Genomic DNA, 26,434 nt, shown 5'->3' on the forward strand with positions numbered 1-26,434 from the left:
CCCGCGGCCTTCATCTGCTTTGAGACCATGTCCCTGCTCGTCAAAATCTGCGGCCTGTCCACGCGCGAGACGCTTCAAGCGGCGCTCGACGCCGGCGCCGACATGGTGGGGTTCGTGTTCTTTCCGCCGTCGCCGCGGCATCTCTCTCTGGAGGCGGGGCGCGAGCTCGGCCGTCAGGTGAAGCAGCGCGCGCTCAAGGTCGCGCTCACGGTCGACGCCGACGACGCCACGCTCGACAACATCATGGATGCGCTGTCGCCCGATATTCTCCAGCTCCACGGCAGCGAGAGCGTGGCGCGGCTGCGAGACATCAAGCAACGCTTCGGCCGCCCGGTGATGAAAGCGGTCCCGGTCGCGACAGCTGCCGATCTCGCGGTGCTGCCCGGCTACGCCGCCGTCGCCGACCGCATCCTGTTCGATGCGCGCGCGCCGAAGGACGCAACGCGGCCCGGCGGTCTCGGGGAGCCCTTCGACTGGCACCTCCTGGAAAAGCTCGATCTGAAACTGCCGTACATGGTCTCGGGGGGGCTGCACGCCGACAATCTGGCCGAAGCCCTCCGTGTCACCCGCGCCGGGGGCGTCGACGTGTCCTCCGGTGTCGAGAGCGCCCCCGGCGTCAAGGATCCCGAGATGATCAAGGCCTTCATTCGCGCCGCGCGCGCCAGCCAAGATACAAGTCAAGAGTTGAGTGTCCGATGAACGTCGCCAAACCCAATTCCTACCGCAGCGGCCCCGACGAGCGCGGCCATTTCGGCATCTTCGGCGGACGCTTCGTCGCCGAAACCCTGATGCCGCTGATCCTCGATCTGGAAAAGGCCTACACCGCCGCCAAGGCCGATCCGGCGTTCCAGGCCGAGATGAACGGCTATCTCAAGAACTATGTCGGCCGGCCTTCGCCGCTCTATTTCGCCGAGCGCCTGACCGAGCATCTCGGCGGCGCCAAGATCTACCTGAAGCGCGAAGAGCTGAACCACACCGGTTCGCACAAGGTGAACAACGTGCTCGGCCAGATCATGCTGGCGCGGCGCATGGGCAAGAAGCGCATCATCGCCGAGACCGGCGCCGGCCAGCACGGCGTCGCCACCGCGACGCTGTGCGCGCGCTTTGGCCTGGAATGCGTGGTCTATATGGGCGCCGTCGACGTCGAGCGGCAGCAGCCCAATGTCATCCGCATGGAGATGCTGGGCGCCAAGGTGATGCCAGTGCAGTCGGGCACGCGCACGCTGAAGGATGCCATGAACGAGGCGCTGCGCGACTGGGTCACCAACGTGCACAACACGTTCTATTGCATCGGCACCGTCGCTGGCCCGCATCCCTATCCGACGCTGGTGCGCGACTTCCAGTCGATCATCGGCAACGAGACCAGGGCGCAGATGCAGGAGATCGAAGGCCGCCTGCCGGATTCGCTGGTCGCCTGCATCGGCGGCGGCTCGAATGCGATGGGCCTGTTCCATCCGTTCCTCGACGATCCCACGGTCGAGATCTTCGGAGTCGAAGCCGCAGGCCACGGCCTTACGCAACTGCACGCGGCCTCGATCGCGGGCGGCCGTCCCGGCGTGCTGCACGGCAACCGCACCTACCTCTTGATGGATGCGGACGGCCAGATCCAGGACGCGCATTCGATCTCGGCCGGCCTCGACTATCCCGGCATCGGCCCCGAGCATTCCTGGCTGCACGAGGTCGGCCGCGTGAACTATCTCTCCGCGACCGATGACGAGGCGCTCGCCGCGTTCCAGCTGCTGTCGAAGCTCGAAGGCATCATCCCCGCGCTCGAGCCCGCGCACGCCATCGCCAAGGTGATGGAGCTCGCGCCAAAACGGCCCAGGGATCACCTGATGGTCGTCAATCTCTCCGGCCGCGGCGACAAGGACGTCCCGCAGGTCGGCGACATCCTGAGGGGCAAGAAGTGACCACGCGTATCGACACCCGTTTTGCCGAGCTGAAAAGCCAAGGCCGCTCGGCCTTCGTCACCTATGTGATGGCTGGCGACCCTGATGCCGCGACGTCGCTCAATATCGTCAAGGCGCTGCCCAAGGCAGGCGCCGACGTCATTGAACTCGGCATTCCCTTCACCGATCCGATGGCCGATGGTCCGTCGATCCAGGCTGCAGGCCTGCGCGCGCTCAAGGCGGGCATGACCTTGAAGAAGACGCTTGATCTGGTGCGCGATTTCCGCAAGGACGACAACGTCACGCCGCTGGTGCTGATGGGTTACTACAATCCGATCTACATCTACGGCGTCGACAAGTTCCTGACAGACGCCAAGAGCGCGGGCGTTGACGGCCTGATCATCGTCGATCTGCCGCCGGAGGAAGACGACGAGCTCTGCATTCCCGCGCTGAAGGCCGGCCTGAACTTCATTCGCTTGGCAACCCCGACCACCGACGACAAGCGTCTCCCGGCGGTGCTCGCGAACACGTCGGGCTTTGTCTATTACGTCTCCATTGCCGGCATCACCGGCGCCGCGGCGGCGGACGCCAATGCCGTCGGCGAAGCTGTTGCGCGCATTAAGCGGCATACCAGGCTGCCGATCTGCGTCGGTTTCGGCATCCGCACGCCGGAGGCGGCGCGCGCCATTGCCGAGAAGGCCGATGGTTCGGTGGTCGGCACCGCACTGGTGGATGCGCTCAAGAACAGCCTCGATGCCGAGGGACGGGCGACGGCCAAAACCGTCAACGCCGTGGCTGAGCTGACGGCGGCCCTGGCCCAGGGCGTCAAGGGCGCGCAACAGGCGGCCGAATAGGTCATAATTCCGCTTTAGCTTGTTAGTTTGAGCATGATCTTGTCGGAAAACCGCTTCACACTTTTCCGGATCATGCTCTAACGCGGACGACACGGCGGCTTGCCGGGCAGCGGCCAGGCCGCCATATATCTCTTCAGGCGATCCGCGAGGCGGGTTCGCACATCGGAGCAAACCATGAACTGGCTTACCAACGTGGTCCGGCCGAAGATCCGCAACATGCTGCGGCGGGAGACGCCGGAGAATCTGTGGATCAAGTGTCCGGACTCCGGGCAGCTCGTGTTCTACAAGGACGTCGAGGCCAACCAGTTCGTCATTCCCGGCTCGAACTACCATATGCGCATGGGCGCGGTGGCGCGTCTGAAGTCGATCTTCGACAACGAGACCTGGTTCGACGTCGCGCTGCCTGAGGTCACGCCCGATCCGCTCAAGTTCCGCGACGAGAAGAAATATGTCGACCGCATCAAGGATGCGCGGGCGCGGACCAATCTGAACGACGCGATCAAGGTCGGCTATGGCAAGCTCGAAGGTTCCGCCGTGGTCGTCGCCGTGCAGGATTTCGACTTCATGGGCGGCTCGCTCGGCATGGCTGCGGGCGAAGCCATCGTGCGCGGAATGGAGCTCGCGGTCGAGAAGACATCGCCGTTCATCGTGTTCGCGGCTAGCGGCGGCGCGCGCATGCAGGAGGGTATCCTGTCGCTGATGCAGATGCCGCGCACCACGGTTGCGGTACAGATGCTGCGCGAGGCAAAGCTGCCCTACATCGTCGTGCTGACCAATCCGACCACTGGGGGCGTCACCGCGTCCTATGCGATGCTGGGCGACGTGCAGATCGCCGAGCCGGGTGCGCTGATCGGCTTTGCCGGTGCACGCGTGATCGAGCAGACCATACGCGAGAAGCTCCCTGAAGGGTTTCAGCGCGCCGAGTACCTCAAGGAGCACGGCATGGTCGACATGGTCGTGCATCGTCACGAGTTGCGCCCGACGCTGGCGCGGCTCTGCCGCCTGCTGACCAAGGCGCCGGCGCTGGAAGGCGCATCGAAATCAGTGCAGCCGGTCGCGAGCCCGGCGCAGATCGTATCGGCCGCCGAGACGGCGCCGGCTGCGCCCCACGCGTGAACGCCTCCTCTGACAGTGCAAAGAGACCGCTCGACGAATTGATCGGGCGGTTGTCGGCCCTGCATCAGAAGCGCATCGATCTCGGGCTGGAGCGGATGCACCGCCTGCTCGAACGGCTCGGTCACCCCGAACGCAAGCTGCCGCCGGTGATCCACATCGCCGGCACCAACGGCAAGGGCTCGACGCTCGCATATCTGCGAGCGACGCTGGAAGCTGCGGGCCTGCGCGTCCACGCCTACACCTCGCCCTATCTCGTCCGCATCAATGAATGCTTCCGGCTCGGCCGCGTGGGCGGCGGTGCGCTCGTCGGTGACGACGAGTTGCGCGCCGCGCTGGAAGAGGTCGAGCGCGTCAATGCCGGCGAGCCGGCGACCGTGTTCGAGCTGAAGACGGCTGCCGCGTTTCACCTGTTCGCGCAGAACCCGGCCGATGTGGTGCTGCTCGAAGTCGGCCTCGGCGGCCGGCTCGATTCGACCAATGTGATCGATGCGCCGGCGGCCTGCGTGATCACGCCTGTCAGCATGGATCACATGGATTTCCTCGGCGACACCCTCGCTTCGATCGCCGGCGAAAAGGCGGCGATCATCAAGCGCGGCGTGCCGGTGATCTGCGCCGAGCAGATGCCGAAGGCAATGGCGGTGATCGAAGCGCAGGCGAGACGCACGCGCGCGCCGCTGTTTGCCGCAGGCGAGAGCTGGCACGTCAATGTCGAGCGCGGGCGTCTGGTCTATTCCGACGATCGCGGCTTGATGGATCTGCCGGCGCCGCGTCTGTTCGGCCGCCACCAATTCGCCAATGCCGGGCTCGCGATCGCGACACTGCGTGCGCTGCCAGCCATCAAGGTCAACCACGCCGCGTTCGAAGCCGGCATCGTCGGCGCGGAATGGCCGGCGCGGATGCAGCGCATCGCCTCGGGCGAGCTGCTGTCCTGGGGTCCGCAGGGCTCCGAGATCTGGCTCGATGGCGGCCACAATGCGGAGGGCGGGCGTGTCGCGGCGGCGGCGCTCGGCGATCTCGAGGAGCGGGTGTCGCGGCCGCTGGTGGTGATCGCCGGCATGATGGCCAACAAGGACGCGCAGGGATTTCTCGCCAATTTCGCTGGCCTCACCCGCCATATCATCGCGGTGCCGATTCCCGACACCGAGAACGCAATGCCGGTCGATCGCCTCGCGGATGCCGCGCGCAGCCTCGGCATGCGCGTCGAGACCGTTTCCGGCGTCGAAGCCGCGCTGCGCGCCTTGGCGAAGCTCGCCTACGAGGTGCCGCCGCGCATCCTGATCACCGGCTCGCTGTATCTCGCCGGCCACGTGCTGGCGATCAACGGCACGCCTCCTGCATGAGCTTCCGTGTCCCGGACAAGCGCAGCTCTTGGCAACGCGTAGCGTTGTCCAGGGCGGAGCGCTGATCCGGGACCCAGAGCCGCATGGGACCCGGCTTGCAGCGCACCACTGCGTGCTGCGCTGCGTCCGAGGCGCGAGAGGAGAGATAACAACAATGCGTTTCGCCGCGATCGCCGACGTCCACGGAAATTACCTCGCACTGGAGGCCGTGCTCGCCGACATCCGCGCGCACGGCATCGCCGACATTCTCAATCTCGGCGACATGCTGAGCGGCCCGCTCGATGCGCGCCGCACGATCGAGATCCTGATGCAGCTCGATGCCGTGCATGTGCTCGGCAATCACGATCGCTATCTGCTCGACCGTCCGCCGGAGAAGATGGGTTCGTGGGATCGGCCTGCCCACGCCCAGCTCGATGCCGCGCAGCTCGACTGGCTGCGGGCGCAGCCGATGACGCGCGTTTTCCGTGAGCGGGTGTTTCTTTGCCACGCGACGCCCGGTAACGATGAAGTCTATTGGCTCGATACCGTGCATCCCGACGGCACGGTGGCGCTGTCTCCGCTCGATCGCATCGAGCAATTTGCGCAAGGGATCACGCAGTCGCTGATCCTGTGCGCCCACACCCATCTCGCCCGTGCCGTGCGCTTGCGCGATGGCCGGCTGATCGTCAATCCCGGCAGCGTCGGCAGCCCTGGTTATCGCGACAAGCATCCGTTCCCGCATGTGGTGGAGGCCGGCACGCCGCACGCGCGTTATGCGATTCTCGAGTTCGCCGGTGGCACTTGGCAGGTGACGTTCCGCCACGTCGCCTACGATCACGAGGCGATGGCTGCGCTGGCGCGGCGCAATGGTCAGCCCGAGCTCGCCAACGCGCTGGCGACGGGGTGGATCGAGTAGAACCTCGCGTGTCCCGGACGCGGTGCTGCGTCCGGGGCACGAGACCGCGTCACTTCAACAGCTTCATCGGGTCCGCCACCTTCTGCTTCAACTGTTCGAAGCGGCATTGCCGCGGCGCCTTGTCCGGGCGCCAGCGCAGGATCGAGGTGCCGTGGCGGAAGCGCTCGCCACTGAAATGGTCGTAGCAGACCTCGATAACGAGTTTCGGCTTCAGCGGACACCATTTCGCCGAACGCTCTGTCGACCAGCGGCTCGGCCCGCCCGGCGCATTGCCGGTGAAGCCGGGCTCGCCGATCAGCGCCTCCAGCCGATCGGTCAGGGCAGGCTTCTCCTCCGCCTTGATGGCCGAGGTGAAGCCGACATGGTGCAGCAGGCCGTCATCGTCGTAGAGCCCGAGCAGCAGCGAGCCGACCACATTACGTCCGGCGATCTTGTTGGTGGCGTAGCGGAAGCCGCCGACCACGCAATCGGCGCTGCGGAATTTCTTGATCTTCTGCATGCCGTCGCGCGTGCCAGCTTGGTAGGGCAGGTCGATGCGCTTGGCGATGACGCCGTCGGAACCGCCGCCGGATTGCGCCAACCATTTCTTGGCGGTGGCGTAGCTGGCCGTCGCCGGCGAAAGACGGAAGATGCTGCCCTTGAGGTCGGCTTTCGCGAACGCATCCAGCGCCGGCCGGCGCTCGCGCAGCGTCTTCTCGGCCAGATCTTTCTCCCGGGACGTCGCGAGCAAATCGAAAACAAGATAGAGCGCCGGTGTCTCCATCGAGAGCTTCTTCACGCGGCTCGCCGCCGGATGAATGCGTTGCAGGAGCGCGTCGAAGGAAAAGCTCTTGCCGTGCGGCACGACGATCTCGCCGTCGAGTGTGAAGCGCTCGGCTTTCAACTTCAGCGCAGCGGCAACGATCTCGGGGAAATAGCGCGCGAGGTCTTCGCCGGATTTCGAGCGTAGGTCGATGTCGCTGCCGTTACGCGACAGCAGGCAGCGGAAGCCGTCCCATTTGGGTTCATATTGCCATTCCTTGCCGCGCGGGATCTCGTCGACCGAACGCGCCTCCATGGCGACGAGAGGGCTCGATCTTCGGGCGCGCTTTGCGGGAGGGGATGGCAAGGGCGGGACTCGTCATACGCTGAACACGTCCCATCAACGCGAAACGGCCGGCTTTCGCCGGCCGCTGTCGAAAATAATCTTGCGCGAGGTGGATCAGACCGCGGAGGTGATCCACTGCTGCAGCTTCGCCTTGGGCGCCGCGCCGACCTGGCGGGAGGCCATCTCGCCACCCTTGAAGATCATCAGGGTCGGGATCGACATCACGCCATACTTGGAGGCGGTCTTCGGGCTCTCGTCGACATTGAGCTTCACGATCTTGACCTTGTCGCCCATCGCACCGGCGATTTCGTCGAGGGCGGGCGCGATCATGCGGCAGGGGCCGCACCATTCGGCCCAGAAATCGACGACCACGGGGCCGTTCGCCTTGAGCACTTCGGCTTCGAAATCGGCGTCGGAAACCTTGCTAACGGCCATTGGGAGTACCTCACTCGGTTGAAAGAGAATCGGCGCGACCTGGAATCGCGCCCGGGATCATGCGGTCAACCTATGAACGGCTCCTTGCCGGGTCAAGGACGCTCACACCGAGATGAAGGGATGCCAGCGCCGCGTCCAGCGCGGGGGCCGAAATCTCCATATATTCAAGGGCCTCCGTCCAGAGCAGGACGGCCCTGACGGGCTTTCGGGGATAGAGCCGCGACAGCACCGCGCGGTACAGCGCAAGCTGCCGGACATAGGCTGCCGGCGCCTCAGCGGCGCTCTTGGGGGCGGCTTGGTTGGTCTTGAAATCGACGATCAGGACCTCATCGGGGCGAACGACCAGCCGGTCGATCTGCCCCGACACCAGCGCCGGGGTGCGGCCCGGTCGCTCCAGCCGGCCGGCGATGGCAACCTCCGCCCGGCTGCCGGCGGCAAAGACCGGGGCGAAACGCGGCTCGCTGATCAAAGCGAGCACGTTGCCGGCGAGCGCCGTGCGGTCGGCCTCCGGCCAGTCCGAGGCATTGCGCGCCATGAAGCCGAGCGCGGCCTCGCGCCGGCGCTCCATGGCGATGTCGGGCAGGGATTGCAGCAGACGGTGCACCAGCGTGCCGCGTTGCAGCGCCCGGGCGCGCGACTGGATCGACTCGCCGGTCCGCACGCTGCGGCCTTCCTCGGCAGACTGGCCCGAGGGGCGCACGGGATCCTCGTCGATGATCTCGGACGGTGCCGGCGTCCGCAGCCAGTCCGGCAGCACGACCGATTGTTCCGGGGGCGCCGCCGGCGTGCCCAGCGCCGCGACATCCTCCGGCCGGGCGAATCGCGTCACCTTGCCGAGCGGCGTCTCGATCACCTGCTTGTCGAGACCCGAGCCTTTGAGCCCGGTGTCGACCAGATCGTACCAGCTCAGCTTGCGCACCGTCTTCATATTGCCGGGCATGCAGCCGCCGACGATCAGCCGGTCCGCCGCGCGCGTCATCGCGACATAGAGCAGGCGGCGATATTCGTCCTCGGTCTCCTCGAGCATGGCCTTGCGCGCCTCGGCGACAGGCCTGGGATCATCAGCCTTGCGCCCGGCCCAGACCACGACCTCGCCGCCATTGCCGCGCGGCACGTGGATCAGCCGCAGCCGCTGCGAGTCCGCGGGCGAGGACGTTGTGTCGACCATGAACACGACCGAGGCCTCCAGGCCCTTGGCGCCGTGCACGGTCATCACCCGGACCTCATCGCGCGAGATCTCCATGTCGCGCTTCACCTCGGTGTCGGCCGAGCGCAGCCAGGCCATGAAGCCCTGCAGCGAGGCCGGCGCCTTACGCTCATAGTTCAGCGCAAGCTCCAGGAATTCGTCGAGCGCATCGTTGGCCTCGTGGCCGAGCCGGCGCAGGATGCGCGCCCGCCCGCCATCGCCGCCCAGCAGCCAGGCGTAGAACGCGAACGGCGTCTCCTCGCGGGCACGGATCTCGCAGGCCTCCAGGCGACGCAGCACGGTCGTGAATTTGTCGCTGGTGGCCGCATGCTCGCCGAGCGCGCGTCGCAGCGATCCCTTGCGATCATGGGCCAAAGTGAACAGGTCGTCGTCGTCGAGCCCGAACAGCGGGCTCTTCAGCGCCACCGCGAGCGCGAGATCGTCCTGCGGCAGCAGCAGCGCGTCGGCCAGGTTCATCAGGTCGATGATGGCGATGTGCTCGGTGAGCTTGAGCCGGTCGGCACCGGCGACCGGAATGCCGGCGTGCTTCAGCGCCTGGATCACGGCGTCGAATGCGTTGCCGCGCCGGCGCACCAGGATCAGCATGTCGCCATAGCGCAGGGGGCGGCGCTCGCCCTCGTGCCCCGTCAGCGTGCCGCTCTCGACCAGCCGCTTGATCTCGGCCTGGATGCGTCGGGAAAGCTTGACCTCGGGGCTGGTGACCGCGACGCCGTCGAACGGCGCACGCCAGCCCTCGATGTCCTGCCGATCGTCGGGCTCCGCGAGATCCCACAGCTCGATCACGCTCGGGCCGGCATCGCTGAGCGCGTTGTGCAGGGGATGGCCGATCTCGACCGAGTGGATGCTCTTGTAGATCGCGGGATCGCGGAAGACGTGGTCGACCGAGTGCAGGATCGTCGCACCCGAGCGGAACGAGTAGGTGAAGGCGACCGGATCGAACTTCAGCCCCGCTGCGGTAAACTTGCGATGCAGTTCGCGCCGGCGCGCGTCGAACTCGTGGGGCGCCGCGCCCTGGAACGAGAAGATCGACTGCTTCTCGTCGCCGACCGCAAAGATGGTGCGATTGAGTCCTTCGCGCGCGCCTTCGCCGGCCGTGAACTCGGAGATGATGCGCGCGACGATGTCCCATTGTCGCGGACTGGTATCCTGCGCCTCGTCGATCAGCACGTGGTCGACGCCGCGGTCGAGCTTGTAGTGCACCCAGCCCGAGGAGACGCGGTCCAGCATCGCCAGCGTCTTGTCGATCAAATCGTCGTAGTCGAGCAGCCCGCGCTCCTGCTTCTCGCGGCGGTAATTCGCGGCAGCCGCGGTCGCGATGTGCAGCAGGGCGGCGGTGCGGTCCCGCATGGTCACCGCGCGGCGCTTCTCGATCAATCCGCTAAGGCGCTGCACCTCCGCCTCGAACAGGCGGGCGACGGATGGGTTGTTGTCGCAAAACTTCTTGGTCAGCACCGCCTTGCGCGGCAGCTTCTCGTCGGTGAGGAAGACAGACAAATAAGCATCGACCTGATCGCTGCCGGAGAACGCCTTTGCCCCGCGGAGGCGCCCCGCCTGGTCATTGTCCGACTTGCTGCCGTCTTCCAGCGCGAAGGCGATGCCGTCCCAGCGCGATCGCGGCAGGAACGGGCCATCCAGAATTTCCGTCTCGACATCCTCGATGCGATCGCTCGCGTCGACGCCGAGCACGGTGGCCAACTGTGCCGCTGCGGCTTCCGCGTTGCCGGCCTCGTCGGTCCAGGCCATGAAGTGATCGCGGCTCAGACACGCCTCGCGCACGACCTCCTTGAAAGTGACATCGGCGGCGCTCGCCATTGCTGTCAGCAGCGCGCGGCCGGTGACGCTCTCCGGCTCGCGCGCGGCCTCCAGCAGCACCTTCAGATTGGCGCGCTCCATCATGTCGGTCTGGTCGCGCTCGTCGATCACGGCAAAGCGCGCCGGCACGTTGGCCTCGAACGGAAACTGCTGGAGCAGGCGCGTGCACAGCGCGTGGATGGTCTGCACCTTCAGCCCGCCCGGAGTCTCCAGCGCGCAGGCGAACAGTTTTCGAGCGTCGCGGCGCAGTTTTGCACCGGGATGCGGGATGCCGACCGCGCGGATCGCCGCGTCGAGCGCATCATCGTCCAGCGTCACCCAATGACCAAGCGTGGTGAACACACGCTCGGCCATGTTGGCGGCGGCGGCCTTGGTGAAGGTGATGCAGAGGATCTTTTCCGGCGGCACGCCCGACAGCAACAGACGGATCACGCGCTGCACCAGCACATGGGTCTTGCCCGAGCCGGCATTGGCCGAGACGAAGGCCGATGCAGTCGGATCGGATGCACGCGCCTGCCGCGCGCGCACTTCATCCGGGATGGGGCGCGGCAACTTCACCATTCCTCGATCCCCAATCCGCCGGCCGCGGACCATTCCTTGATCCGGGCGAGATCATCATAGGTGCCGTAGCGGTTCGCCCACATCGGCAGGTTCAGCGAGGTATAGGCTTGGTTCTCATCCTCGAAGGCACGGATCAGCGCTTCCAGCTTTGCTCTTGCCTCGGCCGCGGCGGTATCCGGAGGTTGCGGTTCGTCACCTTGCTTGAACTTGAGCTCGAGGATGCGCTCCTCGCCCGGTGGATTGTTGCCGCTGAGACGGACATAGACGAGCTGGCTCACCGAGGAACCGGCGTCGATATCAGGGAAGCCGCCCTCGCGCAGAATCGCGGCTTCCAGCGTGAGCTGTGGCGACAGGCCCATGCGGACCTGCTTGCCGGTCGGCGGCTGCCCGGTCTTGTAGTCGAGAATGGCATAGAAGCCGCCCTGGCGGCGCTCAATGCGGTCGGCGCGCGCGGAAAGATGGAAGGTGCGCGCATTGTCGAGCGGGATCGAGATCTCGCCCCGGGTCTCGGCGGTGATGGCCTCGATCGCGTCGCGCCGCGCCGTCTCCCAATCGCCGAACCAGCGCGCGATACGCTGGAAGCGTGGCCACCACAGCGCCTTCGCCTCGGGCCGTTCCATCAGCGGCGCAAAATGCTTCTCGCCGATCGCGCGCAGCACGCGCACGGGATCGGCGGGCAGATGCGCGGCATAGGTCTCCGTGAACTCTCCGATCGCGTCGTGAATCGCCGAGCCGCGGTCGGCGGCCGAGAGCGGCATGTCGACGGGATCGAGCGCATCGAGCCGCAGGATACGTTTGGCGTAGATCGTATAGGGATCGCGCAGCCAGTCTTCGATTTCGGTGACGGACATCTTGAGCGGCCGCGTCGCGCGGGGCGGCCGCGGCTCCGGCTGCTTGATCGGTCTGACCTTGTCGGGCTGATCCAGTGCGGCCGCGAACTGCACAAACTTCTCGCCGGCGCGGACCGCCGCCTTCCAGAGATCATCACCCGCGACCGCTTCCAACCGGTGCAGGAAGCGCGAGGCCACCGCCGGCGCGCCGCCGGCCTTGGCGGAATGGGTGAGGATCACCTCGTCGCCGCCGAGCAGCTGCGCGAAGTCGTGGGCAGAGAGGCCGATGCGTCGCTCCGGCAGGTCGAGGCCCAGCTCGTGCCGCATCGGCCGGCTGAGCCAGGGATCGATGCGCGGCGCTGGCGGCCAGACTCCTTCGATCAGGCCGCCGACGATGATGCGGTCGGCCTGCATCAGCCGCGATTCCAGCGGGCCGTAGATCTGCAAGCGGGCGCCGGGTCTGTCGCGCCGCCGCACCGCGCGGTCGCCGAACGCCGTCTGGAAGACGTCTGGATAGTCGGGCAGCGGCACCATCAGCCCGCTGGCCGTGCCGCTGCGCAGGAGATCGTCAAAGGCGGTGGCAAGCGCGAGACCATCGCGATCCTCGAAGGCGAGCGGGATGCCCTGCTCGTCGCGCGACAGCTCGATCAGGATATCGCGGTGCCGATGCGCGAGCTCGGCGAAGTCATACGGCTTCGACGGCGGCAGGCTCTCGATCGGCGCCAATGCCTTTTGCAGGGCATGGATCAGAGTTTGGATGCGATCGAGATCCTCGGCCTTGAGACGCGCGCGCGGCTCGGCCTTGTGGAGCGCGGAGACCTCGCTGCGCCAAAGCTTTGCCAGCTCCTCGCGAAAGCGGTTGAATTCGCGCAGGAGGCCGGCGGTGCTCGCCGGTGGGCGCGTGCCGCGCAGCACCGCAAGCTCCAGGCCCTCGACCGCCATTCTCCACGCGCCGGGCGCGCGGCCGAGCCGGCATAACGGATGTTTCAGCATCGCCAGCAATGTTGGAGGCTCCAGGCCCTTGGTCGCCGCCTCTGCCGAGAGACGAGCAAAGGTGCCGGCCGAGGTTTCCATCAGGACATCGCCGCCGGAATCGTCGAAGGCGAGGTCCCATCGGGTCAGCGCCGCCATCACCCGCCGCGCCAGCGCGCGGTCGGGCGTCACCAGCGCCGCCGACTTGTCGAGATGCCGCGCCTCGCGCATCGCAATGGCAATCGCGAGCGCTTCCATTTCAGGGTTGGGGGCTTCGACGACAGCGAGGTTCTTCATGGCGCCGGCGATCCCCGCGGCGATGTCGGGCTGTTTCAGCCGGTCGTGCCAGACTTCCGTCCTGGCGGAGGGCCGCATCGATTCGGACGCGAGCAGATCGCGGCCGCCGTCCGCTGGGGGCTGAAGAATGTCGACGTCGCTGCGCTTGATGCCGAAGCGATCCAGCAGCGCGTGCATGGCATATTGCGGATGGTTCGAGGCCGGATGCTCCGCGAACTTGCCGAGCGAATCGCGCACGCCGCCGATGGTGCGCCAGGCGTCGTCGTCGAGATCGGTGTCGAGGCCCGGCAGCACCACCGCGCCATGCGGCAGCGACGCGACTGCGTGCAAAAACTTCGCGGTGGCCGGCATCGAGCCGGTCGAACCCGCCGCGATCACCGGCCCGGTCGGATGCGCGGTCAGCCGTTTGGCTTCCGCCGCGATCAGGAGGTCGCGCCGCGCGGCCGGCTCGATCCGGTTGATCTCGGCGAGATGACTTGGCCAGGCCATGCGCGCGATGCGCAGGAATTCGAGCGAGTGCTGCCAGTAGCGATCGAGGTTGTCAGGCACCAGTCCATCAAGCGCGCTCCAGTCCACGCCACGCGTGACCATGTCGTCGATCAGGCGCGCGAGATCGGATGCCAGCGCCAGCGTCGAGGCCGGCCCGCCGACCACCAGTGGCGACAGCACCGGGCCCTTGGCCCAGGCGGCGACGAGCTGCGCCAGTGTGAGCCGTCGTTCGAGCTCGCCCAGCCGCGGCGGAATGTCGAGCGGCGCGGCACCGGAAAACTGCTCGCTCTCGCCGGCGAACGCGAGCTCGTCCTCGTCGATGTCGCCGAGCGCGACGATGCGCGGCAGCACCACTGCGTCCGCCTTCATCTCGTCGAGGAAGATCTCACGCACGACGCGCATCGCGCGCCTGGTCGGCAGGTACAGCGTGGCGTCGGCCAGCCGCGCCGGCTCCTTGCGGGCCTCGAACCCCTCGACCAGGCGGCCGTCGAGCAGGGCCGTGACGACCGTGCGCAGGAACGGAACTGAGATGGGAACGCTGAAAACGCGCATGGGCTGCCTGATTCGAGAATCAGGGCAATATAGGGAGGTGGCGTCGAATGGTCATGGGTGCGGGTGAGTCATCCCCGCTCTCCCACTGTCATTCCGGGGGCGATGAAGCATCGAACCTGGAATCTCGAGATTCCGGGTTCGCGCTCGCGCGCGCCCCGGAATGACGGGGTTTACGCCACGCTCTCCAGAAACGCCTCTTCCGCGGCGTGCACGGCATCCGGCGTGCCGACATGCATCCAGACGCCGTCGAGGCGGAGACCGAACAGCCGCTCCTGCTCGTTGGCGCGGTCGAACATCTTCGTCAGCGAGAATTCGCCCTTGGGCGCATCGGCAAAGATCGACGGCGACATGATCGCTGCGCCGGCATAGACGAACGGAACGACCTCTTTTTCCTTGCGCTTGCGCAGGGCGCCGTCGGGCAGCATTCCGTAATCGCCGCGGCCGCCATAGCCGATGCTGGTCGCGGTCGGCGCCATCAAGAGCAGGATGTCCATTCGATCAGGGTCGAAATTTTCAGCGAGCCGCGTCAGGTTCGAGCGCACCCCGTCGATCCACAGCGTGTCGGAATTGACGTGGAAGAACGGCGCGTCGCCCAGCAGCGGCAGCGCCTTGACCACGCCGCCGCCGGTGCCGAGCACCTGATCGCGCTCGTCGGAGATGGTCACGCGCGGACGCTGGCGCGAAGCGACGTGATTGATGATCTGGTCGGGCAGGTAATGCACGTTGACCACCGCCTCGGTCACGCCGGCCTGGCTGAGCTTGTCGAGCACGTGGTCGAGCAACGGCTGGCCGGCCACCGGCACCATCGGCTTCGGCATCGTGTCCGTCAACGGACGCATGCGCAGGCCAAACCCTGCGGCGAGCACCATGGCTTTGGTCGGTTTGACGGGCATCCTTCGCTTTCTCAGACCTTTCGCGTTCGCAGCAATCGTACCACGAGGCTCGATCAGCCGCATTGCATCTCGACCGCCTTAACCACCCGCCGTGACGGTTGTACGACGGGTGTTGCCGTCACGCCCCAATGGTCGCGGAACGCGCCTTTTTCTTTCTGTCGCCCAGCTTGAGGAAATTGACGCCGATCTGGTCGCCATTGACCCAGGCCAACTCGCAGCGCCGATACGCGAGCCCGGTGGACGACAGCAGGAGAAAGAATTCCTTCAGATGGAGCCCTTCCACCGAGCCCTCGATGGTCAGCTTGGCGCCGCTCTCGGAGACGTCCTCCATGGTGCAGTCGCGCCGCCAGGTGCCGTCGATTCCCATCACCTGGGCCGGAATCCCGCGTTCGAAAACAACCCGGCCGTTGCCGCGCTGGTCCGTCTGTACCGCCATCTGTCCCGCTCCAGCCCCGTAATTGTCCGGCTGCCTCGCTGCCAGAATACCGACGTTTTGGCTAACGGCCGGTAAATCGGGTCTCAATCAGGCTTGAGATGCCGCTTGGGATGGTTCTTGGGACGGTTCTTGGGATGCCCCTTGGAACGCCCCTTGGGGCGGCGGGACGTTGGCGAGATACCAGTCGCGCAAGGCGCCGAGCGCGGGATGCGCCAGCGAGCGCTGGAGGTAGGTCCAGATCCGCGGCTGGTGGCGCAGATAATGCGGCTTGCCGTCGCGGCGGTTGAGCCTGGCGAAAGTGCCGAGCAGGCGCGTGTTCCGCTGCGCCGACATGATGGCGTAGAGCTCGGCGAAACCGGCCGCATCGAAATTCGTGTCCTGCGCGCGTCGCGTCTTGATGTAGCGCGAGAGCAGCGTCAGCTCGATGTTCTCGGGCACGTCGATGCGGGCGTCCTGGAGCAGCGACACCACGTCATAGGATTGCGGCCCCAGCACGGTGTCCTGGAAGTCGATCACGCCGACGCGCGCGATGCCCGTGCGATTCTCAAGCCAGATCAGGTTCGGTGAGTGATAGTCGCGAATGATCCATGTCTTCGGCGCCGACAGCGGCGGCTTGAGCAGTTCGCGCCACATCGCGAAGAATTCCGCACGCCTCTCGTCGTTCAACGGCGCGTTGCGATCGGGCAGGTACCATTCCGGCATCAGTCCGATTTCGATCAGCATCGCCTCAACGTCGAAGACGGGGATCTCGTAGGTCTTCCCGTCCAGCGGCAGCGTCTCCGGCAGCGCCTTGCCATGCAGCATCGCCAGCGCGTCGGTCGCGGCTTCGTAGCGCTCGGCAATCGGCCGCGGCGGATCGCCCTCGATCACGCCTTCGCTGCCAAAGTCCTCGGTGATCAGGAAGCCATGATCGAGATCGGAGTGATGGATCGCGGGCGCGGAGATTCCCTGCGCGCGCAGGCCTTCGGCGATCGCGACGAAGGGTTTGACGTTCTCCGCAAGATGCACCGCGGCGCTGTAGGACTTGCCGTTGTAGAGAGCCGCGCCATCAGGCCGCTGCGGAAAGTTCATCAGGATGACGACGCCGTCATCGCGCAGCAGCCGCGCATAGGAACGGGTCGAGGCATCGCCGGCCATGCGCCTGCGCGTCGCATCGATGTAACCGGAGGCGTCGAGGAATTCGCGCAGCGCCTGCAGCCGCGCGACGATGGCGGCGGCCCTGCCGTGACCGGTGATGTCGGCGGCGCGCGCACTCGAGCCCAGCGCCGGCCGATGCGTCAGCGCGATGTCGATGCGATCCGCGGGCATTGCCGAGGGAGCACGTTCGGGCCATTCGATCAGGATGAGCGTGGCATCCGGCAGCGGCGACAGCCCGATCTCGTCGAGCTCGCTCTCGTCCTCGACGCGGTAGAGATCGGCATGCATCACCGGGAACGGCGGCAGCTCGTAGCCCTGCACCAGCGTGAAGGTCGGGCTCGGCACTTCCAGCGTCTCGTCGCCGGCGAGGTAGCGGATCAGGCTGCGCGCGGCCGCGGTCTTGCCGGCACCGAGATCGCCGGTGAGCGTAATGACGTCACCGGGACCGACCAGCAGCGCGAGGTCGGCCATCAATTGCGTGGTGGCCGTCTCGTTGTGGAGCGCGACCGAGAATGTGGTTGTATCCGTCATTCGGCGGCGTCGCGATGCGCCGCCTGGTCGGTCGGGAAATCACAGATCACGACCGTGCCCCGGCCGACGATCGAATCCACCCGCACCTTGCCGCCATGCAGCTCGACGAAGGAGCGCACCAGCGACAGGCCGAGCCCGGCGCCGCGGTGACGCGAGCCCTGGGAGCGGCTTTCGAACCAGTTGAACACCTTGTCCTTCATGTCGGCAGGTATTCCAGGGCCCGAATCTGTCACGGTGAAGACCACGCTGTGTTCGGTGCGCCGTGCGCTGATGCCGACGGTGGAATCCTGTGGAGAAAACCCGACAGCGTTGGCGAGGAGGTTATAGAGCACCTGCACCACGCGCTTCTCGTCGCCGGTGAAGCTGCCGACATCCGGCGCGATCTCGACCTTGAGGCGGATGCGGTCGGTGGCGAGCCGGTCCTGGATGCCCTCGGCGGCGAGCTCGATGGCCTTGCTGACGTCGACCTGCCCGAGTTCCAGCTTCATCGCGCCGGCGTCGATGGTGGCGAGATCCAGGATGTTGTTGGTGAGCGCGAGCAGCGCGTTGGTCGATTTGGTGACGTAGTCGAGATATTCGGCCTGCTTCGGCGTCAGCGGCCCGGTCGAGGGATCGCTGAGGAAATGCGCAAAGCCGATGATGGTGGTCAGCGGCGAGCGCAGCTCGTAGGAGACGTGGTGGACGAAATCCACCTTCATCTGGTCGGCGGCCTCCAAGGCCTCGTTGCGCTCGCGCAGCGCGCGCTCGACATTCTCGGTATCGGTGATGTCCTGGAATGTCAGCATGGTAGCGCCGTCGGGCAGCGGCCGGATCATGCCGTCGAGCACGCTGCCGTCCTTGCGCTCCAGCTTCAGCGGCACGTCGGCGCGGTTCTCGATCGAGGTGATGGCCTCGCGGATCTGGCGCCAGACCAGGGGATCGTCGTAGAGCTGATGGCACCAGCCTTCCACCGTCTGGATGTGCGGCTCGTCGCGCATGGCGTCGCTGGAGAGCTTCCACATCCGGACGAAGGCCGGGTTGAACAGCTGCGCCTTGCCGTTGCTGCCGAACACCGCGACGCCCTCGGCGAGGCTGTCCAGCGTCTCGCGCTGAACGCGGATCAGGCCGTCGAAGCGGCGGGCGAGGTCGAGGCTTTCGGTGACGTCGTCGAACAGATAGGTGACGCCGCCCTCGGGATTCGGGGTGGTGACGACCGAGAGCGCGCGGCCGTCAGGCAGGAACCAGGTGTCCTTGGCGGTCTCGACCGCGCGATAGGCTTCGTGCAGCTTGGCTTTCCAGGCGCGGAAATCCGGCTGCTCCGGCAGCTTGCGCGCGGCGCGGAGCTGGTCGAGCACGCTGGAATCGTCAGGGTTGGCGTCGAGGAAGGTGCGGTCGAGGTCCCACAGCCGCCGATAGGAATCGTTGTAGAAGGCGAGGCGGCGCTGGCCGTCGAACACGGCAACGCCGGAGGAGAGCTGGTCGAGCGTGCGGCGGTGCGCCTCTGCCATTTGCACCAGCGCCGACCTCAGCGCATCCGCCTCGCTGGCATCGATTGCGACCCCGACGCTACCGCTGCCGACATTGATGGCGCGCACGTCGTAGATGCGCCGCTCGCCGCCGATCACGATCGGCAGCCGCGAGCTGAAATTGGTCGCGTCCTTCAGTCCCCGCTCCATCGCGGTGCGATTGGCACTGTCGAGCAGCTCGAGCTTGCGCTCCTGGGCGTCGGTGACGCTGTTGGCCTCGGTGGCGCGCACATAGGCCGGATTGGCGTAGGTCAGTGCCCCGTTCTCGCCCTTGGCCCAGATCGGCCAGGGTGCGGCGGCGGCAAGGCCGCGCAGCATCTCGGTCTCGTCGGAGAGCGCCTTGTAGCGCAGATTGGTCTCGGCCAGATCGCGGCGCAGTCCTGAGAGCTCGCGAATCCGGACTATGGCCTGGCCGCCGATGGCGCGGCCGATCGCTTCCAGCGTATGGCCGTGCGCAGTGGTCAACGTCAGCTGGAACCCGTCGCCGCGATCGCGCAGCGCGTCCACGGCATGGTCCATCTGGAGCGCGGGCTCCGGGGGCAGCCAGGTTCCGAACGCCAGCACGCGCTGCGGGGAGGAGTCGCGCGGCAGCACCAGGGAGATGTCGCCGGAAATCTGAACGCGGTTATCGCCGGCCGGCCAGGAGATCAGGATCTGCGGCTCGGCGAACAGCAGCGCGCCGAAGCGGTCGGCCTGGAGCTGAAGTTCCCCGATTCGTGCGCGTAGCCGCGCCTCGTTCTTGACCAAGCGCACCCGCGTGCGCATCAAGAGGATCGCGGCCACGACCGAGAAACCGAGCAAAGCCAGCGCGGTGGCGAGCACCGCGAGTTCCTGCCGGTTGAAGTCCAGCATGCTGGAGAGAGTGTCGATGAGATCGGCGGCCCTGGCCGGCGCAGCCGGCAGCAGCGCCGCAAGAGCGCTCCCAATCAAGCCGCTGCGCGCCAGCGACGTGCACGACAGCAGCGTCCGACGCATCGACACGATCACGCCTGACATACTTGCCCCAAGACCGCACGAATTTGCGCGCGGCGACCCCCGTCGCGCGCGAATCAAAAGACAATACCCCCACCGTGACTCCGGCGGTAAGAGTCCAGATCGTGAACGCAAACGCGGCCAGACAAAAATGCCGGGCGCGCGGTTCCGCGGTCACGTCGTTCTTCGCGATGATTCGGCTGGAATTGCCGTGCGTTAGCGCGTCAGGCGAATTTTCCAGCCGCGATGAACATGTGCTCCTTCCGCGCAAGCATGCGGGAGCGGTCAAGAACTAGCGGCCGGTCGAGCCGAAGCCGCCGGCGCCGCGACCGGTCGCCGACAAGGTCGCCACCGGAACCAGCGCAGCCTGCACCACGGGCGCGATCACCATCTGGGCGATGCGCTCGCCGCGCTTGACCACGAACGGCGCCGCGCCGTGGTTGATCAGGATCACCTTGATCTCGCCGCGATAGTCCGCGTCGATCGTGCCCGGCGAGTTCAGCACGGTGACGCCGTGCTTGGCCGCAAGCCCCGAGCGCGGCCGCACTTGCGCCTCATGCCCGGCGGGCAGCGCGATCGCCAGACCCGTCGGCACCAGCGCATATTGGCCGGGCGCGAGCGTCATCGGCTCGGCGTCCGGAACGGCTGCCATCAGGTCGAGGCCGGCGGCCTCCACCGTCTGATAGGCCGGCAACGGCAGACCTTCGGCATGGGCGAGGCGTTGCAGTTCGACCGTGACCATCGTGCTCAAGGTGCCGTCTCCAGGGATTTGTCGGTCGCGCTTCGGACGATGTGTGCGACCAGTTCGGTGGCGACCTGCTCCTTGGTCATCACCGGCCAGGAATCAACTGCAATCTCGCCGTCCTTGGCACCGTTCGTGCGGCTGAGGAGGTGGACGGTGTTGCGGTCGCCGCCCATCACGCCGGTGGCCGGCGACACGTCGTTGGCGACGATCCAGTCGCAGCCCTTGCGCGCGAGCTTTGCTTTGGCGTTGTCGATGAGATGTTCGGTTTCGGCGGCAAAGCCGATCACCAGCGGCGGGCGCTTGTCGGTCAGCTTGGAGATCGTGGCGAGGATGTCGGGATTCTCGACCAGCTGAAGCGGCGGCATGCCGGCCGAGGTTTTCTTCAGCTTCTGTTCGCCTTCATTGGCGACACGCCAGTCGGCGACCGCGGCAGCGAAGATCGCGATATCGGCCGGAAGCGCGGTCTGCACCTGCTCCAGCATCTGCCGCGCCGACTCCACGTGCTTCACCGTCACTCCAGGTGGATCGTCGAGGTCGACCGGGCCGCTCACCAGGATCACCTCGGCGCCGGCGGTCTGCGCGGCGGCGGCGATGGCAAAGCCCTGCTTGCCGGAGGAGCGGTTGGCGATGTAGCGCACGGGGTCGATCGGCTCGTGCGTGGGACCAGCAGTGATCAGCACGCGCTTGCCGGCGAGCGGCCGCGGCACTGGCGGCCGCAGCAGCCGTTCGGCGGCATTGGCGATCTCGATGGCTTCCGACATGCGACCGACGCCGGCTTCACCCGCTTCGGCCATTTCGCCCGAGTTCGGGCCGATCAGCACCGCGCCGTCGCGCTGGAGCAAGGCAAGGTTGCGGCGTGTCGCCGCGTTGCTCCACATCAGCGGGTTCATCGCCGGCGCCAGCAGCACCTTGCGGTTGGTGGCGAGCAGGATGGCGCTGGCGAGATCGTCGGCATGACCGTTCGCCATCTTCGCCATCAGGTCGGCGGTCGCCGGCGCCACCACGATCAGATCGCAGTCGCGCGCGAGTCGAATATGGCCGGCGTCGAATTCGCTCTGGGGGTCGAACAGGTCCGTGTAGACGCGCTCATGCGAGAGCGCGCTGACGGCGAGCGGCGTGACGAATTGCTGTGCCGCCTTGGTCAGCACGCAGCGGACCTCGATGCGGCGCTCCTTGAGCCTGCGGATCAGGTCGAGCGACTTGTAGGCCGCGATGCCGCCCCCGATGATCAGGGTGACGCTGGCCTCGGGGAGGGCACCGGTGCGCTGCGACGCCGCGGCGGTAGAGGGCGCAGGCGGCACCGCAAACGGCGTCAGCGGCTCCTCGCGGCCCTCGATCAGCTCCCGCAGGATGACCCGGACCTCCTCCTCGACCGACCTGCGGTTCGTGGCCGAGCGCAGCCGCAGATAGGTTTTGACGGCATCGTCGAGCTTGCGGATGGTCAGGCTTGCCATGACGCCCCTCCAGCACGGAATGATAGCGATGCTATCACTCGTGTGATTGCAGTGCAATCATAGATTCCGGACGGCGATCAGGATGCCGATGAAGGTCGCGGCGATGATCCACAGCGCCACGGTACGCCAGCGGTTCTTGCGGCCTTCGCTGCGCCCCATGGCCGCGATGCTCTCCGGCGACAGCCTTATGCCCTCTCGGGTCATGGTCTCGAGCTGCTCGAGGACCTTCACCGACCGCTCCGCGATCTCCGGCAGTCGCATCAGCACGCGCGCGATGTCGCCGGTCCCGGCCAATGCGCCCTGCACCCGGCCGATGGGGCCGAGATTGCGCTCGATCCATTCGCGCACCACGGGGTCGGCGATCTTCCAGATGTCGAGCTTGGGATCGAAGCCGCGGGCCACGCCCTCGACCACCACCATGGTCTTCTGCAGCAGGATCAGCTCGGGCCGTGTGGTCATGTCGAACAGGCCGGTAACCTCGAGCAGCAGCGTCAGCAGCCGCGCCATCGAGATCTCCTCGGCAGTGCGGTTGTGAATGGGCTCGCCGATGGCGCGGATGGCCTGCGCAAAATTCTCGACAGAATGGTGCGCGGGCACATAGCCCGCCTCGAAATGCACCTCCGCCACACGGCGATAGTCACGCGTGATGAAGCCGAGCAGGATCTCGGCCAGGAAGCGCCGCTCCCTCATCCCGAGCCGGCCCATGATGCCGAAATCGACCGCGACCAAGCGGCCGGCGTCATCCAGGAACAGATTGCCCGGATGCATGTCGGCGTGGAAGAAGCCGTCGCGCAGCGCGTGCCGCAGGAAGCTCTGGATCACCTTACGGCCGAGGTCGGGCAGGTCGACCTGCGCTTCAGCAAGGCGCTTGTGGTCGTTCAGCGCGATGCCGTCGATCCACTCCATCGTCAGTACGTTGTGCGTGGTGCGGTCCCAATCGACGGTCGGCACCCGGAAATCAGGATCGTCGCGCGTGTTCTCCGCCATCTCGGACAGCGCAGCCGCCTCCAGCCGCAGGTCCATCTCCATCGCGACCGAGCGCGACATGGTGTTGATGACCTCGATCAGGCGCAGGCGCCGCGCCTCGGCCGAATAGGCCTCGGCCTTGTGCGCGACGAAGAAGAAATCGGAGAGGTCCCGGCGGAAGCGTGCGGCGACGTTCGGCCTCAGCACCTTGATCGCGACCGGCCTGCGGCTGCCGTCGCGGAGCACCTCGCCGCGATGCACCTGCGCGATCGAGGCGGCCGCGACCGGCGGGCCGAAGCTCGCGAAGATGTCCTTCAGCGGCCGTTCCAGCGAGGTCGTGATCGCAGCTTCCGCCTCGGCTTGCGAGAACGGCGGCAGGCGGTCCTGGAGGCTTTCGAGATCGCGCGCCATGATGACGCCGACCACATCGGGGCGCGTGGCCAGGAATTGTCCGAGCTTGAGATAGGCCGGGCCCATCCGCGTCAGCGCGCGCGCGATCCGTGGGCCGTGCTTGGTGCCGCGGCGTTCGACGAGGCGCGCGAGCTTCAGCGCGAGCTGTCCCGGGGGCGGCACCAGGCTCGGATCGACCGAGCCGAACACGCCCTCGCGCGCGAACACGAACGCGGCGCGGATCAGGCGCGCAATGTGGGTGAGGGCAGAGATCACAAACGCCAGCTCGAATGCAGTGCCACGATGCCGCCGGAGAGTGTCTGCCAGCTGACGCGGGAAAAGCCGGCGTCGCGGATCATGTCGGCGAAGGCGGCAGGCTTCGGAAACTTGCGGATCGATTCGACGAGATATTGGTAGGATTCGGCGTCGCCCGTGACCATGCGGCCGAGCGGCGGGATCACCTTGAACGAGAACAGATCATAGAGCTTGTCGAGGCCGGGCATCTCGACGGTGGAGAACTCCAGGCAAAGGAAGCGGCTGCCGGGCTTGAGCACGCGGTAGGCCTCGCGCAGTGCCAGGTCGATCCGCGGCACGTTGCGAATGCCGAAAGCGACCGTATATGCGTCGAAGCTGCGATCGGCGAAGGCGAGCGCTTCGGCATTGCCTTCGACGAAATCGACCCGGGTGTCGAGATGCTGCTTGGCGGCGCGTTCGCGGCCCACGGCCAGCATATTGGTGTTGATGTCGCAGACGGTGGCATGGAAACCCGCGCCCGCGGCCTTGGCGGCGCGGAACGCGATGTCGCCGGTGCCACCGGCAACGTCGAGCAACGCGAACGGCCGGTCGCCCCTGGGCGGGTCGAGCGCCGTGATCATGATGTCCTTCCAGACCCGGTGCAGGCCGCCGGACATCAGGTCGTTCATCAAGTCATAGCGCGACGCCACGCTGTGAAACACATCGTTCACCAGCGTCTGCTTGTCCCCCAGGGGAACGTCCCTGAAGCCAAAATGCGTGGTTTCGCCCGGCCGATCCATTACTCTGCTCCACGAGGCGGACCATAGCGCGGCCGCCGCAATGGCGCTATCACACCGCCCTCATAAGGTGAATGCCTGACCATGCCTGAATTGCCAGAAGTCGAGACCGTCCGCCGCGGGCTTCAGCCGGTGATGGAGGGCGCGAAAATCCTCGTTGCGGAGGCACGCCGGCCGGACTTGCGCTTCCCGTTTCAGCCGGACTTCGTGGCCCGGCTCAAGGGGCAGGTCGTCACGGGCCTCGGCCGCCGTGCAAAATATCTCATGGCCGATCTCGCCTCCGGCGACGTTCTGCTGATGCATCTCGGCATGTCGGGCTCGTTCCGTGTCATCAAGCCGGACAACGACACTCAGCCCGGCGAGTTTCATTATCCGCGGGCCAAGGATTCCACGCACGACCACGTGCTGTTTCGGATGTCCTCCGGCGCCGACATCGTGTTCAACGATCCGCGCCGCTTCGGCTACATGAAAGTGATCGCGCGCAATGCGCTCGAAGACGAGCCGCTGCTCCGCGGGCTCGGACCCGAGCCGCTCGGCAACGAATTCGACGCCGCGATGCTGGCGCGTTCCTGCGCCGGCAAGACCACCAGCCTGAAGGCCGCGCTGCTCGACCAGCGCGTCGTGGCAGGGCTCGGCAACATCTATGTCTGCGAGGCGCTGCATCGCTCGCATCTGTCGCCGCGCCGGATCGCCGCGACACTGTCGACCAAGAAAGGCGAGCCGACGGACCATGCAACGCGACTGGTCGGCGCGATCCACACCGTGCTGAACGACGCCATAAAGGCCGGCGGCTCCAGCCTGCGCGACCATCGCCAGACCTCGGGCGAGCTCGGCTATTTCCAGCATTCGTTCAAAGTCTACGATCGCGAAGGCGAGACGTGCACCACGCCGCGCTGCGGCGGCACGATCAAGCGGTTCACGCAGAACGGCCGGTCGACCTTCTGGTGTCCGAAATGTCAGAAGTAATTATCAGGCTTGCCGCCGAGAGGCCTTGAGACTCGGCGAATGTGACGACTCCACCAGTGACGGGAGGATAGAGCCTTCGCTACAAGGCGCGAGGCGAAGCAATCCGGCGGGGCTGGTGGCCGGACTGCTTCGTCGCTTGGCTCTTTCACCGAATGGCGAAGAGCCCGACTGTCGTCCGAGCGATTGCTCCGCTCAGGACGCCAGTGTCGTGGTCTCGTCCGCTGCAAGCTCGCTGGCGACGTGCAGCATGCCGTGCGCAGCCGAGATAACCTGGTCGATCAGCACATTGGTCGGGGCTTCGAGCTCCAGCCGGGTCTCGATCCAGCGCCAGAGGCCGCGGATCTCGTCCGCCGACTTGCCGTTCGGCGCGAATTCGCTCACGGCAAGACCATTCGCCAGCGCGTCCTGATGGTCGTTGCGCATTGCGATCAGCGGACGTGCGAGCACGTCGGTGAGGTCGAGCGCGGCTTCCTCGGCGAGGGTGCTGGCGGCGTTGTCGATGCGCTGGCCACGGATCGGCGTCTGGTTCAGCACGAAGCTGTACGGCCGCTTCCAGGCGCGTGCGACGCTGAGCGTCGAGGCGGTCGCCTCGATGTCGGCGACGCTCGGGCGGGCCGGGATCAGGCAGAGGTCGGAATGGCGGATCGCGGCGGTGGTCGCGGCGCTGAGGCCGGCCGCGGTGTCGACGATCGCGAGCTGGAGGCCGCTGTCGGCGAGCATCTTCAGACGCGGCTCGATGTCGGCGGCGTGATAGATCGGCTCGACGACGAGATCGTCGGTGCTGCGGCGGCGCTGCCAGTTGGAGAGGGTGCCCTGCGGGTCGGTCTCGATCAGGCGAACGGTGAAGCCGGCCTGCTTGGCCGCCAGCGCGAGGCCGATGGCGAGCGTGCTCTTGCCGCTGCCGCCCTTTTGGGTGGCCAGTACGATCGTGTGCATTGAAGATCAATCCTTTGGAGTTCTGGGTCAGGGATACGCCACGCGAACGTGCATCGCTTCTGGATGCTGAGCGCTTCTCGCTCAGGACGTGCCGGCCCGATCCAAAGGGGATCGCGGAGGTCCGAATCAACGGTAG

The 26,434-nt window shown here is 66.5% G+C and carries 20 protein-coding genes; 7 read left to right on the forward strand and 13 right to left on the reverse strand.

Going from position 1 to position 26,434, the window contains the following annotated elements:
* Nucleotides 1–27 precede the first annotated feature (27 nt).
* The 6 genes from EHH60_RS26915 (at nucleotide 28) to EHH60_RS26940 (ending at nucleotide 6,094) form a co-directional block, all read left to right on the forward strand.
* The gene (locus tag EHH60_RS26915; RefSeq protein WP_124162408.1) at nucleotides 28–699 is read left to right on the forward strand and encodes a phosphoribosylanthranilate isomerase; all 672 of its coding nucleotides are present in this window, start codon (nucleotides 28–30) and stop codon (nucleotides 697–699) included.
* Nucleotides 696–1,910 (forward strand): tryptophan synthase subunit beta, encoded by a 1,215-nt coding sequence (trpB, locus tag EHH60_RS26920; protein WP_124162409.1) that lies wholly within the window; start codon nucleotides 696–698, stop codon nucleotides 1,908–1,910. Before EHH60_RS26915 ends, trpB begins: the two co-directional genes overlap by 4 nt.
* On the forward strand, nucleotides 1,907–2,743 hold the full coding sequence (trpA, locus tag EHH60_RS26925) for a tryptophan synthase subunit alpha (RefSeq protein ID WP_124162410.1): 837 nt from the start codon (nucleotides 1,907–1,909) through the stop codon (nucleotides 2,741–2,743). The genes trpB and trpA overlap by 4 nt, the downstream gene beginning before the upstream one ends.
* A 174-nt stretch (nucleotides 2,744–2,917) precedes the next feature.
* Entirely contained in the window at nucleotides 2,918–3,859 is a 942-nt protein-coding gene (gene accD, locus EHH60_RS26930; protein ID WP_061879951.1) for an acetyl-CoA carboxylase, carboxyltransferase subunit beta, read from the forward strand.
* Complete coding sequence (locus tag EHH60_RS26935) at nucleotides 3,856–5,199, forward strand: bifunctional folylpolyglutamate synthase/dihydrofolate synthase (RefSeq protein WP_124162411.1); 1,344 nt, start codon at nucleotides 3,856–3,858, stop codon at nucleotides 5,197–5,199. Before accD ends, EHH60_RS26935 begins: the two co-directional genes overlap by 4 nt.
* Before the next feature lie 154 nt (nucleotides 5,200–5,353).
* Nucleotides 5,354–6,094 carry a metallophosphoesterase family protein gene (locus tag EHH60_RS26940; RefSeq protein ID WP_124162412.1) on the forward strand — a complete coding sequence of 247 codons (741 nt, stop codon included), beginning with the start codon at nucleotides 5,354–5,356 and terminating at the stop codon, nucleotides 6,092–6,094.
* Nucleotides 6,095–6,143: 49 nt separating this feature from the next.
* On the opposite strand, the gene EHH60_RS26945 is transcribed toward EHH60_RS26940, so the two are convergent.
* From EHH60_RS26945 to ubiE, 12 genes are all read right to left on the reverse strand, one after another.
* Nucleotides 6,144–7,202 carry an ATP-dependent DNA ligase gene (locus tag EHH60_RS26945; protein ID WP_283811855.1) on the reverse strand — a complete coding sequence of 353 codons (1,059 nt, stop codon included), beginning with the start codon at nucleotides 7,200–7,202 and terminating at the stop codon, nucleotides 6,144–6,146.
* Between the two features lie 93 nt (nucleotides 7,203–7,295).
* Nucleotides 7,296–7,616: a thioredoxin gene (trxA, locus tag EHH60_RS26950; protein WP_008540017.1), complete on the reverse strand. Its 321-nt coding sequence runs from the start codon at nucleotides 7,614–7,616 to the stop codon at nucleotides 7,296–7,298.
* A gap of 70 nt (nucleotides 7,617–7,686) precedes the next feature.
* Nucleotides 7,687–11,196 carry a double-strand break repair helicase AddA gene (addA, locus tag EHH60_RS26955; protein ID WP_199752054.1) on the reverse strand — a complete coding sequence of 1,170 codons (3,510 nt, stop codon included), beginning with the start codon at nucleotides 11,194–11,196 and terminating at the stop codon, nucleotides 7,687–7,689.
* A complete protein-coding gene (gene addB / locus EHH60_RS26960) occupies nucleotides 11,190–14,336 on the reverse strand; it encodes a double-strand break repair protein AddB (protein WP_124162415.1) in 3,147 nt (1,048 codons plus the stop codon). The genes addA and addB overlap by 7 nt, the downstream gene beginning before the upstream one ends.
* 170 nt (nucleotides 14,337–14,506) lie before the next feature.
* Nucleotides 14,507–15,229, reverse strand: coding sequence for a nucleotidyltransferase family protein (locus EHH60_RS26965; protein WP_124162416.1), 723 nt, complete (start codon nucleotides 15,227–15,229; stop codon nucleotides 14,507–14,509).
* Nucleotides 15,230–15,347: 118 nt separating this feature from the next.
* Entirely contained in the window at nucleotides 15,348–15,665 is a 318-nt protein-coding gene (locus tag EHH60_RS26970) for a PilZ domain-containing protein (protein WP_124162417.1), read from the reverse strand.
* A gap of 87 nt (nucleotides 15,666–15,752) precedes the next feature.
* Nucleotides 15,753–17,333, reverse strand: a complete 1,581-nt coding sequence (gene tsaE / locus EHH60_RS26975; protein ID WP_124162418.1) for a tRNA (adenosine(37)-N6)-threonylcarbamoyltransferase complex ATPase subunit type 1 TsaE — start codon at nucleotides 17,331–17,333, stop codon at nucleotides 15,753–15,755.
* Nucleotides 17,330–19,834 carry a sensor histidine kinase gene (locus tag EHH60_RS26980; protein WP_124162419.1) on the reverse strand — a complete coding sequence of 835 codons (2,505 nt, stop codon included), beginning with the start codon at nucleotides 19,832–19,834 and terminating at the stop codon, nucleotides 17,330–17,332. Before EHH60_RS26980 ends, tsaE begins: the two co-directional genes overlap by 4 nt.
* A gap of 268 nt (nucleotides 19,835–20,102) precedes the next feature.
* Complete coding sequence (dut, locus tag EHH60_RS26985; protein ID WP_124162420.1) at nucleotides 20,103–20,561, reverse strand: dUTP diphosphatase; 459 nt, start codon at nucleotides 20,559–20,561, stop codon at nucleotides 20,103–20,105.
* Entirely contained in the window at nucleotides 20,558–22,009 is a 1,452-nt protein-coding gene (coaBC, locus tag EHH60_RS26990) for a bifunctional phosphopantothenoylcysteine decarboxylase/phosphopantothenate--cysteine ligase CoaBC (protein ID WP_124162421.1), read from the reverse strand. Before coaBC ends, dut begins: the two co-directional genes overlap by 4 nt.
* Before the next feature lie 57 nt (nucleotides 22,010–22,066).
* Nucleotides 22,067–23,641, reverse strand: a complete 1,575-nt coding sequence (gene ubiB / locus EHH60_RS26995; protein WP_124162422.1) for a 2-polyprenylphenol 6-hydroxylase — start codon at nucleotides 23,639–23,641, stop codon at nucleotides 22,067–22,069.
* A complete protein-coding gene (ubiE, locus tag EHH60_RS27000; protein WP_124162423.1) occupies nucleotides 23,638–24,399 on the reverse strand; it encodes a bifunctional demethylmenaquinone methyltransferase/2-methoxy-6-polyprenyl-1,4-benzoquinol methylase UbiE in 762 nt (253 codons plus the stop codon). Before ubiE ends, ubiB begins: the two co-directional genes overlap by 4 nt.
* Nucleotides 24,400–24,480: 81 nt before the next feature.
* On the opposite strand from ubiE, the gene mutM reads away from it, so the two are divergent.
* A complete protein-coding gene (gene mutM, locus EHH60_RS27005) occupies nucleotides 24,481–25,362 on the forward strand; it encodes a bifunctional DNA-formamidopyrimidine glycosylase/DNA-(apurinic or apyrimidinic site) lyase (protein ID WP_124162424.1) in 882 nt (293 codons plus the stop codon).
* A 192-nt stretch (nucleotides 25,363–25,554) separates the two neighbouring features.
* Here the strand turns inward: mutM and EHH60_RS27010 are convergent, their stop codons facing one another.
* Nucleotides 25,555–26,298 carry a nucleotide-binding protein gene (locus EHH60_RS27010; protein ID WP_124162425.1) on the reverse strand — a complete coding sequence of 248 codons (744 nt, stop codon included), beginning with the start codon at nucleotides 26,296–26,298 and terminating at the stop codon, nucleotides 25,555–25,557.
* Between the last annotated feature and the right edge of the window lie 136 nt (nucleotides 26,299–26,434).

This window comes from Bradyrhizobium sp. RP6, from assembly GCF_003837805.1.
Lineage (GTDB): Bacteria > Pseudomonadota > Alphaproteobacteria > Rhizobiales > Xanthobacteraceae > Bradyrhizobium.